Annotated in this window: 13 protein-coding genes; all 13 read left to right on the top strand. The window is 70.4% G+C overall.

Going from position 1 to position 17785, the window contains the following annotated elements:
• Positions 1-50 precede the first annotated feature (50 nt).
• The 13 genes from PKE79_RS06625 to PKE79_RS06565 all read left to right on the top strand — a co-directional run bounded on the left by PKE79_RS06625 (position 51) and on the right by PKE79_RS06565 (position 17768).
• Complete coding sequence (locus PKE79_RS06625) at positions 51-1037, top strand: carbohydrate ABC transporter permease (protein WP_271172891.1); 987 nt, start codon at positions 51-53, stop codon at positions 1035-1037.
• On the top strand, positions 1034-1912 hold the full coding sequence (locus PKE79_RS06620; RefSeq protein WP_271172890.1) for a carbohydrate ABC transporter permease: 879 nt from the start codon (positions 1034-1036) through the stop codon (positions 1910-1912). Before PKE79_RS06625 ends, PKE79_RS06620 begins: the two co-directional genes overlap by 4 nt.
• On the top strand, positions 1909-2613 hold the full coding sequence (locus tag PKE79_RS06615; RefSeq protein ID WP_271172889.1) for a hypothetical protein: 705 nt from the start codon (positions 1909-1911) through the stop codon (positions 2611-2613). The genes PKE79_RS06620 and PKE79_RS06615 overlap by 4 nt, the downstream gene beginning before the upstream one ends.
• Positions 2610-4697, top strand: coding sequence for a glycoside hydrolase family 36 protein (locus tag PKE79_RS06610; RefSeq protein ID WP_271172888.1), 2088 nt, complete (start codon positions 2610-2612; stop codon positions 4695-4697). Before PKE79_RS06615 ends, PKE79_RS06610 begins: the two co-directional genes overlap by 4 nt.
• Positions 4694-5587 carry a family 43 glycosylhydrolase gene (locus tag PKE79_RS06605; RefSeq protein ID WP_271172887.1) on the top strand — a complete coding sequence of 298 codons (894 nt, stop codon included), beginning with the start codon at positions 4694-4696 and terminating at the stop codon, positions 5585-5587. Before PKE79_RS06610 ends, PKE79_RS06605 begins: the two co-directional genes overlap by 4 nt.
• On the top strand, positions 5584-6549 hold the full coding sequence (locus tag PKE79_RS06600; protein ID WP_271172886.1) for an NAD(P)-dependent oxidoreductase: 966 nt from the start codon (positions 5584-5586) through the stop codon (positions 6547-6549). Before PKE79_RS06605 ends, PKE79_RS06600 begins: the two co-directional genes overlap by 4 nt.
• Before the next feature lie 142 nt (positions 6550-6691).
• The gene (locus tag PKE79_RS06595) at positions 6692-10213 is read left to right on the top strand and encodes a discoidin domain-containing protein (RefSeq protein WP_271172885.1); all 3522 of its coding nucleotides are present in this window, start codon (positions 6692-6694) and stop codon (positions 10211-10213) included.
• A gap of 106 nt (positions 10214-10319) precedes the next feature.
• Positions 10320-11339 carry a LacI family DNA-binding transcriptional regulator gene (locus PKE79_RS06590; protein ID WP_271172884.1) on the top strand — a complete coding sequence of 340 codons (1020 nt, stop codon included), beginning with the start codon at positions 10320-10322 and terminating at the stop codon, positions 11337-11339.
• Complete coding sequence (locus tag PKE79_RS06585) at positions 11336-12874, top strand: sugar ABC transporter ATP-binding protein (protein WP_271172883.1); 1539 nt, start codon at positions 11336-11338, stop codon at positions 12872-12874. Before PKE79_RS06590 ends, PKE79_RS06585 begins: the two co-directional genes overlap by 4 nt.
• A gap of 155 nt (positions 12875-13029) precedes the next feature.
• Positions 13030-14013 (top strand): ABC transporter substrate-binding protein, encoded by a 984-nt coding sequence (locus tag PKE79_RS06580; RefSeq protein ID WP_271172882.1) that lies wholly within the window; start codon positions 13030-13032, stop codon positions 14011-14013.
• Positions 14014-14104: 91 nt separating this feature from the next.
• On the top strand, positions 14105-15664 hold the full coding sequence (locus PKE79_RS06575; protein ID WP_271172881.1) for a sugar ABC transporter ATP-binding protein: 1560 nt from the start codon (positions 14105-14107) through the stop codon (positions 15662-15664).
• A complete protein-coding gene (locus tag PKE79_RS06570; protein WP_271172880.1) occupies positions 15661-16725 on the top strand; it encodes an ABC transporter permease in 1065 nt (354 codons plus the stop codon). Before PKE79_RS06575 ends, PKE79_RS06570 begins: the two co-directional genes overlap by 4 nt.
• Positions 16722-17768, top strand: coding sequence for an ABC transporter permease subunit (locus PKE79_RS06565; RefSeq protein WP_271172879.1), 1047 nt, complete (start codon positions 16722-16724; stop codon positions 17766-17768). Before PKE79_RS06570 ends, PKE79_RS06565 begins: the two co-directional genes overlap by 4 nt.
• The last annotated feature ends 17 nt before the right edge of the window (positions 17769-17785 follow it).

The raw sequence follows: 17785 nt of genomic DNA, 5'->3' as shown, positions 1-17785 counted from the left end.
CGGGCGGTGACGCCCGGCCCCTCCGCCCCGCATCGCGACGAGGAGATGTCATGAGCGATTCCCCGCAGGCCACGGCGACCGTCGAGGTCGTCTCAGAGCCCGGGCTTCCGCCCCTCGCGGCGCCGCCCGTGCGCGCGCCGATCCGCCCGCCCCGCCGCGGGGGCCGACGAGGGCGCTGGGTGCTGCTCGGCTTCATCGCCCCGGCCCTTGTGGTCTACCTGCTGATGGTGATCATCCCGTCGCTGCAGTCGGTCGAGCTGAGCTTCACGGACTGGGACGGCATCAGCGATGACTACGCCTACATCGGCTTCGCGAACTATGCCGACATCTTCGCGAGCGGCCGGTTCTGGAACGCCGTCAAGAACACGCTGATCCTGGGGCTCGGCTCGGCTGTCATCATCAACGTGATCTCGCTCGTGGTGGCGCTCATGCTCGACAAGCTCGAGCACGGCCAGGGGTTCTTCCGCACCGCGGTGTACCTGCCGGCGCTCGTGAGCGCGTTCATCGCGGCGACGATCTGGAAGTACCTCCTGAACTTCAACTTCGGGTTCGTGAACACGCTGCTCCGCGACCTCGGCATGCCCGATGCCGCGCGCGATTGGCTCGGAGACAGCGGCATCGTCGTGTGGGTCATCCTCTTCCTCACCTGCTTCACGCTGGGCGGCAACACGACCCTCATCTACCTCGCGAACCTGCAGTCCGTGCCGCAGGAGCTGCTCGAGGCCGCGCGGATCGACGGCGCGAACCGGCGGCAGGTGTTCGCGAACGTCACCTGGCCGATGCTCGCGGGCGCGGTCACGGTCAACATGACCCTCGCGCTCATCGCCGGATGGACCATCTTCGACCAGGTCATGGTGCTCACCTCGGGAGGCCCGGGCTTCGTGAGCGAGACCATGGCGTTCTTCATCTACAAGGTCGGCTTCGGCGAGTACCGCGCGGGCTTCGGCAGCGCGGCCGCCATCGTCCTGTTCATCGTCGTGATCGTCAGCACGGTCGCCGCGAACACCTACATGCGCAAGAGGGAGATCCAGGCATGAGCGCCACGGAGGCTCTGACCACACGCCGCGAGCGGGCTCCCCGGGTGCGGAAGCGGTGGACGCCGAGCGAGATCGTCGTGATGGTCGTGCTGAGTGCGCTCGTGCTCCTCGTGTCGACGCCCGTGCTCTACGCGCTCGCGAACTCGTTCCGGTCCTACAGCGACATCACGCGCGATCCCATGGGGCTCCCGACGTCGTTCACGTTCGACAACTACGTCCAGCTGTTCCAGCAGACGGATTTCGCGGAGGCCGTGGGCAACACCCTCATCATCACGGTCGCGACCGTCATGCTGCTCGTCGCGATGGTCCCGATGGCCGCGTACGGCATCGAGCGCCTCGGCGGGCGCCTGGGCCGCGGGATCTATGTCCTCTTCATCGCCGGGCTGATGATCCCGTTTCAGGTGCGGATGATCCCGCTCGTCGAGGGGTTCGACGACGTGGGTCTCTACAGCACCCTGACGAGCGTCATCCTCGTCCACCTCGGCGGCGCGGCGTCCTTCGGCATCCTGCTCTACTGCAGCTTCATCAAGGGAATCCCGGTCGAGGTCGAGGAGGCCGCGCACATGGACGGCGCCGGCCGCCTGCGCACGTTCTGGCTCATCGTCTTCCCGATGCTGCTGCCCGTCACGAGCGCGTTCGTCATCATCCAGGCTCTCGGCCTCTGGAACGACTTCTTCATCCCTCTCGTGTTCCTCGACTCCTCGTCGGCGGGGACGATCAACGTCGCCATCAACCGGATGGTCGGCCTGCTGACCTCGCAGTGGCAGCTCATCTACACGGGTGCGATCCTCGCGATCATCCCGTCGGTCGCGATCTTCGCGGCATTCCAGCGCTACTTCATCAAGGGCATGTCGATCGGGGCGGTGAAGGGATGAGCGCCCTGCTGACTCGCACCGGGCAGCTGCTCGCGCACGACGGGCGCATCGCCGGATGGCTTCTGGCGATCTGGCGGTGCTTCCTCATCGGGGTCTCGTTCCTCGCGACCGCAGCGCCGCTGCTCGTGTTCCACGCCCTCGTCGGCTGGCAGGCGACGCACCTCGCGATCGCGCTGTTCGGGCTCGCCGTCGTGCCGCTCGTTCCCGGCGTCCACGCACTGCTCGTCGCGACGGAGCGGCTCCTCGACCTCGGTGGCGGAGCCGGCGCGGGTCGCGCTTTCTGGGCGGCGCTCCGCTCGGGTGCCCGTCGGCTCAGCGGCGCGGCGCTCGCGGCAGGTATCGCGGCGGTCGTGCTGTCATACGACATCGCGCTCGTCGGGCACGATGACGCGCTCCTCCTCGCCGCGATCGGCGCCACGCTGCTCGCGATCGCCGCGCTCCTGGCTGTGTCCGTCGCGGCTGCGCAGACCGACCTGCGCGGGGTCGCCCTCGTGTCGGCTGCGCTCACCGCGGCGTTGCGGCGCCCGCACATCGTGCTGTGCTGGCTCCTGCTCTCCGCGATCGGCGCCGCAGCGAGCGGTATCCCCCTCGTCGGCTCGAGCGTCGCGGTGTTCGCCCCGCCGCTGGTCGCCATCAGCATCCACATCTGCAACCGCGCGCTCGGCTTCGGTCGCGAGCGCCTCGAAACGGAGACGTCGTGACAGACACCGCCCTGAACATCCTCGACACCGCCGAGCCGGCCGGACCTGCGAGCGTCGAACTCGGCGCATTCACGCTGACCTGGTCAGACGACCGGCCCCTGAGCGTGCACTCGGAGATGTCGCCGCTCGCAGGCCGCCCCGGCACGGCGCTCGTCGAGGTCTTCACGGCGCGCGAGCAGCGCGAGCGCACGAGCCAGGCCTACTACCGTTCGGCCGTCGGGGCGCGACTGCGGGTTCAGGACGCGGCGCGCGAGGAGTCGGATGGCGCGGAGCGCGCGATCGTCATCCAGCGCGACGAGACGACGGGACTCGAGGCCCGAACGACGCTCACTGCGCCGAAGGGCGTCGACGTGCTGCGGGTCGAGACGAGGATCCGCAACACCTCGGCCGAAGCGGTCGTGCTCACCGCGGTCGGCTCGGCTACCATCGGCTTCGGACGCGACGCAGCTGACCTCGAGCGGATGGTCCTGCTCGCGGCACGCAGCGAGTGGCTCGCGGAGAACCGGTGGCAGACGACGCCGCTCGGCGAGCTGCTGCCCGCGATCGCGCTGCCGCTGCACGGGCAGGACGGGCGCGGGCACGCGGCGCTGTCGAGTCATGGTGCATGGTCGAGCGGGGAGCACGTGCCGGTCGGCGCACTGATCGACGGCGACCATGCGCTGGCCTGGCAGATCGAGTCCAGCGCGGGCTGGAACGTCGACCTCTGCCAGACGGCGGCGGGTGGCGTCCTCACGCTCACGGGGCCAACCGACCTCGAGAACCACTTCGCGCATCTGCTCCTTCCGGGGGAGTCGTTCGACGCCGTGCCGGTGGCCGTCTCCGTCTCTCGGGAGGGTGCAGAGGGCGCGATCGGAGGCCTGACCGGCTATCGCCGGTGGCTGCGCCGCCGGCACACCGGGCAGGCCCTGCCTGTCGTCTACAACGACTTCATGAACACGGTCATGGGGCAGCCCACGACCGAGGTGCTCCTGCCGCTCATCCGCGAGGCGGCCGACGCCGGATGCGAGGTGTTCTGCATCGACGCCGGCTGGTTCGCCGATCCCGACATCGGCGACTGGTGGGCCACGGTCGGGGAATGGCGGGAGTCGTCAGCGCGCTTCCCCGACGGCGGGCTGCGCCGGATCACGCAGGCGATCCGCAAGGCGGGCATGCGTGTCGGCCTCTGGCTCGAGCCCGAGGTAGTCGGCATCCGAAGCTGTGCGGCCGAGGCACTTCCCGATGACGCGTTCTTCCAGCGGTTCGGTGCGCGCGTGCGCGAGCACGACCGGTATCACCTCGACTTCCGGCACCCTGCGGCTCGGGCGCACCTCGATGCGGTCGTCGATCAGCTGGTGCGCGACCACGGCGTGAGCTATCTCAAGCTGGACTACAACATCAACCCGGGTGCCGGGACGGAGTGGCGCGCGGCTGCTCCGGGCGACGGGCTCCTCGGTCACACGCGGGCTTTCCGCGACTGGCTCGTGGCCGTGCAGGAACGCCATCCTGCGCTCGACATCGAGAACTGCAGCTCGGGCGCCATGCGCGCGGACTACGGGTTGCTGGCCGTGACGCACCTGCAGTCGACGAGCGACCAGCAGGATTTCCGCCTGTACCCGCCCGTGGCAGCGTCCGCGCCGGCGTCCATCCTCCCCGAGCAGTGCGGCAACTGGGCGTATCCGGCCGCCGAGATGAGCGTCGAGGAGACCGCGTTCACCCTCGTGACCGGCCTCAGCGGGCGCTTCTACCTGTCCGGCTTCCTCGACCGACTGAGCGAGGAGCAGCGGTCGGCCGTGCGCACCGCGGTCGCGCTGCACAAGCAGCACCGCGAGTCGCTCGCCGACGCCGTGCCGTTCTGGCCGCTCGGACTCCCGGCGTGGGACGCCGACGTCGTCTGCCTCGGGCTGCGCGCCTCGGGCCGCACGCTCCTGGTCGTGTGGGACCGTGCGGATGCGGCCGTCGAGATCGTGCTTCCCGGGATCACGGGCGAGGTCCAGCAGACCTTCCCCGCGAGCGGATGGGCAGTCTCGCGCGTCGACGGCGGCGTGCGGCTGAAGACGGTGCCCGGGCCGACCGCCCGCGTCCTGACGGTGGAGGAGCACGCATGAGAGGGACGATCCGACCGGGGCACGTCGTCATCGACGACCGCGGGCGCGTCGCCCAGCTGCACGGCATCGGCGTGCAGCGCGTGGGCGACCGCTGGTTCGCCTGGGGTGAGGACAAGACGGCGGGCTCGACGTTCACGGCGGTCGCGTGCTACTCGACCGACGACTTCGCGGAATGGCGATTCGAGGGGAACGCCCTTGAAGCGGGGGACGGCGATATCGGGCCCGACCGCATCGTCGAGCGGCCCAAGGCACTGCGCCGCCCTGACGGCATGTGGGTGCTGCTCCTGCACATCGACACCGTCGACTACTCCGCTGCGCGCGTCGGCTACGCGATCGCCGAGCGGCCGCAGGGGCCGTACCGCTATCTCGGAAGCGAGCGTCCGCTCGGCACGATCAGCCGCGACATCGGCGTCTACCAGGAGGACGGCGTCGGCTACCTCCTTTCGGAGGACCGTGAGAACGGCTTGCACATCCACCGTCTGCGTGACGACTACCTGGGGGCGGAGACGACCGTCGCGACGCTGCGCCAGGAGCGCCGACCGGAGATCGGGTACGAATCGCCGACGCTCGTGAAGCACGAGGGGCGCTACCACCTCTTCGGATCCGATCTCACCGGGTGGAGTCTCAACGACAACATGCACGCGACGGCTCCTGCGCTCGAAGGTCCGTGGTCGGCGTGGTCGGGATTCGCGCCCGATGGCAGCCGGACCTTCGACTCCCAGGTGAGCGTCGTCGTCCCCATGGGCGACGGGTTCATCTACGTCGGCGACCGCTGGCGGCCCGACGACCTGTTCCACTCGCCGACAGTCATCCTCCCGCTGCGGATCGTGGGTGAGACAGCGACGCTCGAGTGGCGGGACGCGTGGCGCGCAGGGGAGGAGCGCGGATGATCAGGGCCGCATTGCTGATGGAGGCGCACCTCGTCGGCTTCGTGTTCGGCGAGGAGGAGCGCCGCGCGCTCGAGGACGAGCTCGCCGTCGACTTCTCGTCGGCCGCGACTGCGGTCTCCGCGCTCGACGACCCGGCAGAGATCGAGCTGCTGCTCATGGGCTGGGGTGCCGAGGCGCCCTCCGCCGCCGACTTCGATGCCATGCCGCGCCTGCGCGCCATCGTGCACTGGGGCGGCGGCTTCGCGACCGCCGACGAGGCAGCGCGACGCGGCATCGCCCTCGCGTCCGCGAAGGCCGCGAATGCCGTTCCTGTCGCCGAGTTCACGCTCGCGATGATCACCCTTGCAGCGAAGGATGTCTTCTGGGCGGCGCGCCGGTACGCGTCGGAGCAGCGCTTCCTCGACCGGGAGGCGGAGTACGGGCACACGGGCCTCGGTGGCGCCCGGGTCGGGATCGTCGGCGCGTCCGCGGTCGGGGAGCTCGTCATCCGCGGTCTGCGGGATCGCGATATCGCGGTCGCCGTCTACGACCCCACCCTCTCGGTCCAGCGCGCCGCCGTGCTCGACGTCGAACTCATCGACGACCTCATCGCGCTCGCAGCAGGCAGCCGCATTCTCTCGATCCACGCACCGCAGATCCCGCGGACGATCGGCATGGTGTCCGCGGCCGTGCTCGCCGCGCTCCCCGACGGCGCCACGGTCGTCAACACCGCGCGGGGCGCGATCGTCGATCAGGACGCGCTCGTCGCCGAGCTCGCCGCCGGGCGGCTGCGCGCCGTCCTCGACGTGACCGAGCCCGATCCCCTGCCGCCGGGCCACCCGCTCTTCTCGCTCCCGAATGTCTTCCTCACGCCGCACCTCGCCGGCTCGATGGGAACCGAGCTGCGCACGCTCGGTGCCGTCGCGACCGCCGAGGCGCTCCGCTTCGCACACGGCGAGGCATTCGCCTATCCGATCGCCTGACAGACGGAGGAGACCGGCTTGATCGCAGACCGGTCGGCAAACGATATCCGAAAGGGGACGCGAGAGCACTGACACGGCGGCGACGGGGCCGTCCGCGGGCGAGGCCCGCGATCCGCAATGACGCAGACGAAAGGACATCGCGATGAAGCGATCGCACGCACCAGGAAGGGCGAGGGCTCTCGGGGCCCTCGTCGCCGCGACAGTCGGGCTCTCGGCGCTTGTCGGGCCACCCGCCGTCGCGCAGGAGACGGCGCCGCCCGCCCTGCCCGAGATCACCGAGACCACGAGTGCGGAGGGTTTCCTCCATCCCGGTACCGGCGTCACCGCCGACCAGCTCGAGACCGTTCAGGAACAGGTCGCTGCGGGTGTCGAGCCGTGGGCGAGCCACCATGCCGCGATGGCGCAGACGAAGTATGCGTCGAAGACCTACGTCGGGCAGAACCAGGGCGCGACGGATGAGCAGCCGAAGGATGCCTCGTACAACGAGACGCGGATGCGGTCTCGCGCCCTCGACGACAGCATCGGCGCGCTGACGCAGGCGATCATGTACGCCACGACGGGCGACGAGGTCTACCGGGCCAACGCCCTGCACGTGCTGCGCACCTGGAGCAGCCTCGATCCCGAGGGCTACGCCTACTTCTCCGACGCGCACATCCACACGGGCGTGCCGCTCTACTACTTCGTGACCGCGGCCGAGATCATCCGATCGACCGAGCCCGTGAACGACAGCCTCGAGGGGTATGACCTCCGATGGACCGAGCGCGACCAGCAGAGGGCGGAGGAGAACCTCGTCCGCCCGACGCTCGAGACCTTCCTCTTCTCCCAGAACCGTCTCTGGAACCAGCACACCTACGGCGTCGTCGGCATGATCGCGGCCGCGATCTTCCTCGACGACCCCGAGCTGTACGCGCAGCGTGTCGAGTGGTTCTCGGTCAACTCGACCTACGAGAGCGAGCACACCATCAACGGCGGTGACGTCAATGGAGGCCTGGCATCTCTCATCCGCCTCATCGACGCCGACGACCCGCGCAACCCCTACGGCGAGGACTTCGTCGAGCTGCTCGAGATGGCCCGGGATCAGGCGCACGCGGAGGGCGACATCACGACGCTGAGTGCCGCAGCGCGGATGATCCACAACCAGGGCACGCGACTCGACCCTGTCGAAGGCACTGTCTCCGACGAGGTTGACGCGGTCACGCCCTACGGCTTCCTCGACAACCGGCTGCTCGAGGGCGCCGACGCGTTCGCGCGCTTCATGATGGGCGACGAGCCGCCGTTCGTCGACACGTCGGGCGGAGCGAGCACGCTCTCCCAGGCGTACCGCGGACGGCTCCGCGACCTCATGAACGACCTGTACTACCAGTACACGTACGTCGAGGGCGTCGATGTCGAAGAGGAGGCCCCCTACGTCGCGCTCCTGCATCGGCAGAGCGACGGACCCCTGTACCGCTACGGCGCGCACGTCGAGAACTTCTGGAACCCGCGCGGCTCGGACTTCACCGACGCCGAGTACTGGCTCGCGTTCCCCGAGGAGCTCGCAGAGCAGGATGTGCAGATCCCGCAGCCCGCTGACACCGCGTGGGTGCCGACCGCGAAGTACGGGCTCCCGCTCGGCGCGGGAGCGAAGATCGTCACGGACGACGCGGGGGAGAGCTTCGCGCGACTCAACGCGAAGCGCGGCGACGCGACAGTCGCGGTCCGACGGATGGTCTGGGGCGCGAGCATGGGCATCCGCGTGCGCACGAACGGGCAGGCGACCCTGCAGGTGTCGGGGACCGCCGACGGCGCCACACCGTTCGAGGTCTCCCTCCCCGACACGAAGGGGGAGTGGACGCACGTCGGACTCGATCTCGGCGCCGTGCCCCCTGGCACCGTCGGCCACCACATCGTGTACCTGCGCGTGGCCGAGGGCGCCGCCCGCGTGGACGTGTCGGGTGTGCTCGGCGACGCGAAGGGCGAGCTCTCGCCCCCTGTGTTCGCGGACGCGCCCGAGCTGGCCTTCCTCGCGGTGGCGGGCGAGCCCATTCAGCGGGCGCTCGCGGTCGAGGACGCCGACTCCGAGCGCACGCTCTCACTCCAGGGGGCGCCCCGCGGGGCAACGATCGGGCAGGACGGCGCACTCACCTGGACACCGCGCGCCGCCGGCGAGGAGAGCCTCATCGTTGTCGCGCAGGACGGCACCTCGACCGCGACGCTGCCGGTGCGCGTGACCGTCGCAGCGGACCGCCCCGGAGCGATCGCGGCGGCTCTCGACGGACTCCAGGACGTCGCGGCATACACGAGCGAGAGCTGGGCCGCCGTCGCCGAGGCCGAGGCCGCGGCGCGCGAAGGGATCGAGGCCGACAGCGCGGGCTTCGCGGCGCTCCTCGAGGACCTGCGACTCGCGGTAGCCGATCTCGACCTGCTGAATCCGATGCTCGCCGACGGGACGCACGACTACTCGCTCACCGCCACCTCGCCCGAGCTGCCCATCGCGACCCTGCGCAACCTGGTCGACGGGTCGAACCAGACGACCTGGGGCGACCGCCGAGACGTGTCGGTCGAGCTCGACTTCGGCGTCGGATTCCGCATCCAGGCCGACCGGATCGGGTTCCTCGCCCGCGACACCTTCCCGAATCGTGCGGAGGGCACCAACGCCTACGGCTCGAACGACAACGAGACGTGGACGCTGCTGACGGAGCGCCCGAATGCGGGCGACGACACCGCGGTCGAGTACGTCGACGTGCGCGAGGAGGTCCGCGACGAGCGGTTCCGGTACCTCCGGCTGCAGATCGACGAGCCCGGTATCCCGACCGACCCGGCCTACCCAGGGATCTGGTCGCTCGCCGACGTGCGCATCGACGGCGTCCGCTCGGAGGCGACGCTCGAGGACCTGCTCGACGAGGCGCGGGAGGCCGACCTCTCGCAGTTCTCGCGCGCATCCGCCCTGCTGTTCACGCGGGAGCTCGAGGACGTCGTGGCAGCGGCGTCCGAGCCGGACGCCGACGACGCAGCGCTCGCCGCGCGCCTTCGGGCCGCATGGGAGCTGCTCGAGGCGCCGTCTGTCGAGACGAGCGCGATCGCGCACGACTGGGTCACGGCGAGCACACCGTCGTGGGATGGCACGCGTGATGCCGCGGGCAACGGCTGGGCGATGTTCGACGGCGACCTCGCGACGTACACCGACACGACCACCTCGTCGGGCTGGGTGACGGCGATCCCCGACGACGGCTCGGCGCTCCCGGTCGCCGCCGTGCGCTTCGCGCCGCGCGCGGGCCACATCGCGCGAGCCAACGGCATCCAGTTCCAGCGCTCGACGGACGGCGGTCGTACGTGGACGACGTTCGCGACCGTCGCGAACGCGGTCGACGGGTGGAATCGCCTGGATCTCGAGGCTCCGATCGAGACGGGCGCCGTGCGCGTGCTCGCGGCGTCGGGCAACACCAACCTCGCCGAGGTCGAGCTCGTCGCGAGCACGGTCGACCGCAGCGCGCTCCGCCTCCTCCTCGACGAGGCGGCCGAGCTCGTCGAGGAGGACTGGACGTCCGAATCATGGGATCGACTGCGCGCCGCCCGCGTCGGGGCGGAGACGGTGCTCGCCGATGCGTCGGCGGAACAGGCGGACGTGGACGCCGCGGCCGACGGCCTTGACGATGCCCTCCAGGGGCTCGAGGCAGCGCGCTGATGTTCCCGCTCACAGACCGCCGCGATCGCTAGGCTGAGGGGGCCGCGCGCCGCCGCGCGCGGCCCCGTCCCGCTCCCGGCGACGGCGAGACCGATGGAGGACTCCGGTGGCGAACACGAGCGCGGACAAGCCGAACATCCGGCAGGTCGCCCAGCTCGCCGGCGTCTCGCACATGACGGTCTCGCGCGTCCTCAACGACTACCCGTACATCAAGGAGGCCACGCGCCGCCGCGTGCTCGAGGTCATCGAGGAGCTCGACTACCGCCCCAACATGGCGGCGCGCGCCCTCGCGACGCAGCGCAGCCAGCGGATCGGCGTGCTCGTGGAGAGCGCGGTCGAGTTCGGCCCGACGAGCACGCTCCGCGCCGTCGAGTCGGCCGCGCGGCTGGCCGGATACTCCGTGAGCGCGATCGCGCTACGCGGCGGCGACGAGATCACGCCGCAGGAGGCCGTCGACAACCTCACGACCCAGGGGATCGACGCCCTGTGCGTCGTCGCCCCGCGCTCGTCGTCGATCGCCGCCCTCCGCAAGATCTCGATCGGCGTCCCGGTGCTCGTCGTCAAGCCCGACAAGGACCCGACATTCCTCACCGTCTCGGTCGACCAGCAGGAGGGCACGACCCTCGCGGTCGACCATCTCGTCTCTCTCGGGCACCGCGACATCCTGCACCTCGCCGGGCCGCTCGACTGGCTCGACGCCCGCGCACGCGAGCGCGCGTTCCATGCACGCGCCAAGGCGTGGGGCATCCGGGAGCGCCCGATCGTCGTCGGCGACTGGACAGCCGACTTCGCCTACGACTTCGCCAAGGGCATCCGCGAGCTGCCCGACTACACCGCGATCTTCGCGGGCAACGACGACATGGCGGTCGGGCTCATCCACGGGCTCGCCGACCGCGGATTCTCCGTGCCAGACGACCTCAGCGTCGTCGGCTTCGACGACGTGCCGCTCTCGGCGCACGTGCTGCCGCCGCTCACGACCATCCGGCAGAACTTCCACGCGCTCGGCGTCTCCGCGGTCGACATGCTGCGCGCGGCGATCGAGAAGCGCGAGATCCCTCGCGTGACGCGCATCCCCGCCGAGCTCCTCGTGCGCTCCTCCACGGCCGCGCCGCGGGAGGGGCGATGACCGCGCGTCAGCCCGTCGTGGAGATGACGGGGATCTGCGTCGAGTTCGCGGGGGTCCGCGTTCTCGACGACGTGGACCTCACGCTGCGCCCGGGAGAGGTGCACGCGCTCATGGGCGAGAACGGCGCCGGCAAGTCCACGCTCATCGGCGCGCTCACCGGAACCGTGCCCATCCGCTCGGGCGAGGTGCGCATCGACGGAGACGAGAGCGTTCCCGTGGGCGTCGCGCGCAGCCGGGCACAGGGCATCGCGACCGTGTTCCAGGAGACGCGTCTCAGTCCGCACCTCACGGTCGCCGAGAACGTCATGCTCGGCAACGAGATCCGAGGCCGCCTCGGCATCGACTGGAAGGCCAACCGCGCCCGCACCCGGGAGGTGCTCGCGCGGCTCGGCCTCGACGACGTCGACCCCCGCGCGCCGCTCACGGCACTGTCGCCCGCGGTCAAGCAGCTCGTCGCCGTCGCGCGAGCCCTCGTGCTCGAGCCGCGCGTCCTCATCCTCGACGAGCCGACCGCGAGCCTCGACGCGGCCGAGGTCCGCACGCTCCTCCGGGTCGTGCGGGGTCTGCGCGACCGCGGCGTCGCGATCCTCTTCGTCTCGCACTTCCTCGAGCACGTCTTCGCGATCGCCGACCGGATGACCGTGCTGCGCGGCGGGCGCGTAGTGGGGGAGTACGCCGCCGACGATCTCGACCGGGCCGACCTCATCTCGAAGATGATCGGCGAGGACATCGAGGCGCTCAAGGCGCTGCGCTCGGAGCGCCTGTCGCACCACTACGCGGCCTCCGGGGAGCCGACCCTGTCGGCCTCAGCGCTCGGCCGACGCGGCACGCTCGAGCCGACCGATCTCGAGCTCTCCCGTGGCGAGGTGGTCGGCTTCGCCGGGCTGCGCGGCTCGGGGCGGACCGAGCTCGCGCGCCTCATGGCGGGCGCCGAGCGCGCCGACAGCGGCGAGCTCTGGGTCGACGGACGGCGGGTGCAGCTCAGCAGCCCGGGCGCCGCGCTCCACCACCGCATCGCCCTCTCCACGGAGAACCTCCGCGACGAGGGGATCATCGGCGGGCTCACGGCGCGCGAGAACATCGTGCTCGCTCTGCAGGCGCTGCGCGGATGGTCGCGGCCGCTGTCGCGCGGCGAGCAGGACGCGCTCATCGAGACGTACCTCGAGGCCCTGCGCCTGTCGCCGTCCGACATCGACCGGCCCGTCGAGGAGCTCTCGGGCGGCACGCAGCAGAAGATCATGCTCGCGCGCCTCCTCGCGACGCGCCCGCACGTGCTCATCCTCGACGAGCCCACGCGCGGCATCGACATCGGCGCGAAGCTCGACATCCAGCGCAAGGTCGCTCAGCTCGCGGGGGAGGGCGTCGCGGTCGTCTTCATCTCGTCGCAGCTCGAGGAGGTCGTGCGCCTGAGCGATCGCATCGTCGTGCTGAAGGACCGCGAGAAGATCGGCGAGCTCAGCAACGGCCCCGGCGTGACGGTCGACACGATCGTCGAGATGATCGCCGCCGACCTCGACGGGGACCTCGGGGACTGATCCCATCACGATCCGATCTCGCCCTTGCACGGAACAAATTGTTCCCGGTAACATCTCGAGCACGGCGCACCACGCGTCACTGCAATCGGCAGCGGATCCACGACGGATCCGGATCGCCGGGCGGCCCTGCGCCCGGTGTCTCGAGGAGGAGAACCATGTCTGCACACAAGCGCGTCTTCCAGGTGCTCGGTCTCGCGACCGTCGGCGCCCTGTCGCTCGGTCTCGCTGCCTGCTCGGGCGGGGCGGCCGGCGATGACGACGTCACCACGATCGGCTTCGTCGCGGTCGGGCCCGAGGGTGCCTGGCGCGAGGCGAACGAGCAGAACATCCAGGACACGTTCACGGAGGAGGCGGGCTACGAGCTCAAGTACGCGCCCGCGACGAACCTCGACCAGAAGTCGCAGATCGACGCGTTCACGTCGTTCGTCGACGAAGGCGTCGACGTGATCCTGCTGTCGGCCACCGAGGCCACCGGCTGGGAGGACTCGCTCAAGCGAGCCCAGGAGGCGGAGATCCCCGTCGTGCTGCTCGACCGCGGCATCGAGCCCGACGACACGAGCCTCTACGTCACGCGCATCGCGCCCGACAACATCGAGGTCTCCACGGCGGTCGCGGAGTGGGCGGTGTCGGCCTTCCCCGACGGCGCGAACTACTTCGTGCTCGAGGGCCCGGCGGGCGTCTCGGTCGTGAACGAGCGCAACGAGGGCTTCGACGCCGTCGTCGGCGCCGAGTCGAGCTTCACGAAGATCGGCGCGCAGACGGCGAACTGGTCGACCGAGGAGGCCAAGGGCGTCGTCGAGACCGTCCTGAAGTCCAACGGAAACGACGTGCAGTTCATCTTCGCGCAGAACGACGAGATGGGCCTCGGCGCCGTCCAGGCCGTCGAGGAGGCGGGCCTCACGCCGGGTGAGGACGTCAAGATCGCCACGATCGACGGCACGCAGGGCGCCCTCGAGGCCCTCGCGGCCGGCGACCTCAGCTTCGTCGCCGAGTACAACCCGCTGTTCGGCGAGACCGCCCTCGACGTCGTCGAGAAGGTGCTCGCGGGCGAGGACGTCGAGCCGAGCATCGTCGTCCCGAGCGAGACCTTCGACTCGCCCGAGGCCGCCCAGACCGCGCTGCCCGACCGCAAGTACTGATCGGGCGCGCGCCCGACGTGCGGGGCCCTCGCGGGCCCCGCACGCTCAGACCACCCGCGGCACGCTCGCGGCGACAGATGTGGAGCATGCGATGACGCAATCGCGTCCGATCGTCGAGATGGAGGGCATCTCGATATCGTTCCCCGGCGTGAAGGCCCTCGACGAGGTGAGCTTCCGGCTCTTCCCCGGCGAGGTGCACACGCTCATGGGCGAGAACGGGGCCGGGAAGTCGACCCTCATCAAGGCGCTCACGGGCGTCTACCGGATCGACGAGGGCGAGATCCGCATCGCGGGCGAGCCGCGGCGGCTGACCGGCACGGCCGACGCGCAGAGCGCGGGCATCTCGACCGTGTACCAGGAGGTCAACCTCTGCGCGAACCTCACGATCGGCGAGAACGTCATGCTCGGCCACGAGGTGAAGGGCCCGCTCGGGATCAACTGGCGCGCGACGCACCGCCGTGCCGGGGAGACGCTCGAGAAGCTCGGGCTCGGCCACCTCGACCCCAAGCAGTCGCTCGCGACCCTGCCCCTGGCCATCCAGCAGCTCGTCGCGATCAGCCGGTCGATGGTGGCGCAGTGCAAGGTGCTCATCCTCGACGAGCCGACCTCGAGCCTCGACGCGAACGAGGTCGAGCAGCTCTTCGCGGTCATCCGCCGCCTGCGCGACCAGGGCGTCGCCATCCTGTTCGTCTCGCACTTCCTCGACCAGGTCTACGCGATCAGCGACCGCCTCACGGTGCTGCGCAACGGCCGGTTCGAGGGCGAGTTCCGCACGCGCGAGATCGACCGCGCGACCCTCATCTCCACCATGATCGGCAAGGACGCCCAGACGCTGGCGTCGCTCGACGCCAAGCCCGCACGGCGTGTGCGCGGCGACGCGCTGTACTCGGCCAAGGGGATCAGCCGCAAGGGCGCGATCGAGGAGGTCGACCTCGACCTGCACCGCGGAGAGGTCGTCGGGTTCGCCGGCCTCCTCGGATCGGGGCGCACGGAGCTCGCGCGCCTCGTCTTCGGCGCCGACCGCCCCGACACGGGCGAGGTCGCGCTCCGGGGCAAGAAGGCCGACATCTCGACGCCGGCGAAGGCGCTCGCCGAGCGCATCGCGTTCTCGAGCGAGAACCGCCGCGACGAGGGCATCATCCGCGACCTCAGCGTCCGCGAGAACCTCATCCTCGCCGTCCAGGCCAAGCGCGGCTGGGCGCGCCCGCTGCCGCGCCGCGAGCAGGATGAGCTCGTGAGGAAGTACATCTCGGCCCTCGGCGTCCGGCCGACCGATCCCGAGCGGCCGATCCGTCTGCTCTCGGGCGGCAACCAGCAGAAGGTCCTGCTGGGCCGGTGGCTCGCGACCGAGCCCGAGATCCTCATCCTCGACGAGCCGACGCGCGGCATCGACGTCGGCGCCAAGGCCGAGATCCAGGAGTACGTCGCCGCTCTCGCCGACGAGGGGCTGTCGGTCGTCTTCATCTCGTCGGAGCTCGAGGAGGTCGTCCGGCAGAGCGACCGCATCGTCGTCCTCAAGGACCACCGCAAGATCGCCGAGATCGACGGCGGCCCCGGCGTCTCCGCCGATTCCATCGTCACGATCATCGCCGAGGACGGCCTCGACGGTGCAGACGCGGATGGCGCCATCCGCGAGGAGGTCGCATCATGAGCGAGAGCGCATCCCGCTCCCGAGAGGTCCTGAGGGGACTGCTCAAGAGCCAGTACGTGTGGGGCGTCGTCGCCATCGTGCTCCTGCTCGCCGTCAACCTGGCGAAGGACCCCGGCTATCTCGCCGTCACGGTCGGCTCGTCGGGCCACCTCGTGGGCAACGTCATCGACATCCTGCGGGCCGCCGCGCCGATCATGATGATCGCGGTCGGCATGTGCCTCGTCGTCGCGACAGGCGGCATCGACCTCTCGGTGGGATCCGTGATGGTCGTCGCCGGCGCCGTGTCGATGGAGTTCCTCAGCGCGGCACCCGACACGCTCGGCTCGGCGTTCGCCGCGCTCGGTCTCGTGGTCGTCGTGAGCGCGGCGCTCGGCGCCGTGAACGGCGTGCTCGTGTCGGTCGTGGGCCTGCAGCCCTTCATCAGCACGCTCGTCATCATGCTCGCGGGGCGCGGTCTCGCGAAGGTCATCACGGGAGGCCAGAACACGACCGCCTCGAACGAGGCGTTCCGGTGGATCGCGAACGGGTATGTGCTCGGCCTGCCCGTCGTGTTCCTGCTCGCGCTGCTCATCGTGATCGCCGTCGGCCTGCTCGTCCGCCGAAGCGCCCTGGGCCTCATGCTCGAGGCGATCGGCATGGACGCCAAGGCCGCGCGCCTGGCCGGCGTCAACCGCCGCGCGCTGCTGTTCACGGTGTACATCGTCGGCGGGGTGCTCGCGGGCATCGCGGGCGTCTTCGCGACGGCGAGCGTGATGACCGTCGACGTGTCGCGCACGGGCTACCAGCTCGAGCTCGACGCGATCCTCGCGGTGGTCATCGGCGGCACGTCGCTCGCGGGCGGCAAGTTCAACGTCACGGGCGCCGTCGTGGGGGCCATCCTCATCGCGACGCTCGACAAGACGGTCGTCTTCCTCGGCATCTCGTCGTCGGCGACCCCGGCCTTCAAGGCCATCGTCATCGTCGCGCTCTGCCTTCTCCAGTCGGAGCGGGTGCGGCGCGTGTTCCGTCAGCGCCGGGCGCGCACAGCCCGCCCGGCCCAGCGAGAGGTCGTCGCGGCATGAGCGCTCTCACCACGCCCCCGGCTCCCGCACCCGCGCAGGAGCCCGGCCGCCTGAGCCCGATCCTCCAGCGGCTGTCCCTCCACCTCGACACGCTCCCGACCGCCGCGGCCGTCGTGATCTTCGTCGGGATGATCATCTACGGCGAGGCCGCGTACGGCCAGATCGTGCAGTTCAACACGCTGTCGAACCTGCTCATCAACAACGCGCACCTCATCATCCTCGCCGTGGGCCTCACGTTCGTGATCCTCACGGGCGGGATCGACCTCTCGGTCGGCGCCGTGATCGCGTTCAGCAGCGTCGCCGGCGTGCTGCTCATCAACGCGGGCTGGGACCCCTGGGTCGCGACCGTGCTCATGATCCTCATCGGCACCGTGTTCGGCGCGATCTCGGGCGTGCTCATCCAGTACTTCCACGTGCAGCCGTTCATCGCGACCCTCGCGATGATGTTCCTCGGCCGCGGTCTCGCGTCGATGCTCAGCACGGTGCCCGAGCGCCTCGCCGACGACTCCGCGCTGCGCACGCTGGGCACGCAGATCAAGGTCGTCGACGGGCCCAAGGTCAACGACATCGTGATCACCCCCGGCGTGCTCATCGCCGTGGTCGTCGTCGCGATCGCGTTCTTCGTGCTGCACCGCACCCGCACCGGGCGCACGGTGTACGCGATCGGCGGCTCGGAGCAGTCCGCCGCGCTCATGGGCCTGCCCGTGGCCGCGACCAAGATGTGGGTCTACGTCATCAGCGGCACCCTGTCGGGGCTCGCCGCCGTCGTCTACACCGCCCGTCTCGGCAGCGCCCAGAACATCACCGGCATCGGGTGGGAGCTCGACGCGATCGCGGCGGCGGTCATCGGCGGCACGCTGCTCACGGGCGGCGCGGGCTTCGTGCTCGGCTCGGTCGTCGGCGCCCTCGTGCTCGGTCTCATGAACGTGCTCATCACGCGCGACGGCGGCATCCCGCCGGAGGCCACGACCATCATCACAGGAGGCATCCTCCTCGTGTTCGTTCTGCTGCAGCGCGCCGTGCTCGCACGGCGTCGCGAGTAGCGCACCGACGCGCCGGC

It is taken from the genome of Microbacterium barkeri, assembly GCF_027921765.1.
Taxonomy (GTDB): Bacteria; Actinomycetota; Actinomycetes; order Actinomycetales; family Microbacteriaceae; genus Microbacterium; species Microbacterium barkeri.
The sequence above is the reverse complement of the archived record's forward strand: the minus strand, read 5'-3'. Positions and strand labels throughout refer to the sequence as shown.

What these genes read in the sequence shown, in the direction of transcription:
- PKE79_RS06625 (WP_271172891.1), top strand. Translation starts at nt 51, where the DNA reads ATGAGCGATTCCCCGCAGGCCACGGCGACCGTCGAGGTCGTCTCAGAG.
- PKE79_RS06620 (WP_271172890.1), top strand. Translation starts at nt 1,034, where the DNA reads ATGAGCGCCACGGAGGCTCTGACCACACGCCGCGAGCGGGCTCCCCGG.
- PKE79_RS06615 (WP_271172889.1), top strand. Translation starts at nt 1,909, where the DNA reads ATGAGCGCCCTGCTGACTCGCACCGGGCAGCTGCTCGCGCACGACGGG.
- PKE79_RS06605 (WP_271172887.1), top strand. Translation starts at nt 4,694, where the DNA reads ATGAGAGGGACGATCCGACCGGGGCACGTCGTCATCGACGACCGCGGG.
- PKE79_RS06600 (WP_271172886.1), top strand. Translation starts at nt 5,584, where the DNA reads ATGATCAGGGCCGCATTGCTGATGGAGGCGCACCTCGTCGGCTTCGTG.
- PKE79_RS06595 (WP_271172885.1), top strand. Translation starts at nt 6,692, where the DNA reads ATGAAGCGATCGCACGCACCAGGAAGGGCGAGGGCTCTCGGGGCCCTC.
- PKE79_RS06585 (WP_271172883.1), top strand. Translation starts at nt 11,336, where the DNA reads ATGACCGCGCGTCAGCCCGTCGTGGAGATGACGGGGATCTGCGTCGAG.
- PKE79_RS06580 (WP_271172882.1), top strand. Translation starts at nt 13,030, where the DNA reads ATGTCTGCACACAAGCGCGTCTTCCAGGTGCTCGGTCTCGCGACCGTC.
- PKE79_RS06575 (WP_271172881.1), top strand. Translation starts at nt 14,105, where the DNA reads ATGACGCAATCGCGTCCGATCGTCGAGATGGAGGGCATCTCGATATCG.
- PKE79_RS06570 (WP_271172880.1), top strand. Translation starts at nt 15,661, where the DNA reads ATGAGCGAGAGCGCATCCCGCTCCCGAGAGGTCCTGAGGGGACTGCTC.
- PKE79_RS06565 (WP_271172879.1), top strand. Translation starts at nt 16,722, where the DNA reads ATGAGCGCTCTCACCACGCCCCCGGCTCCCGCACCCGCGCAGGAGCCC.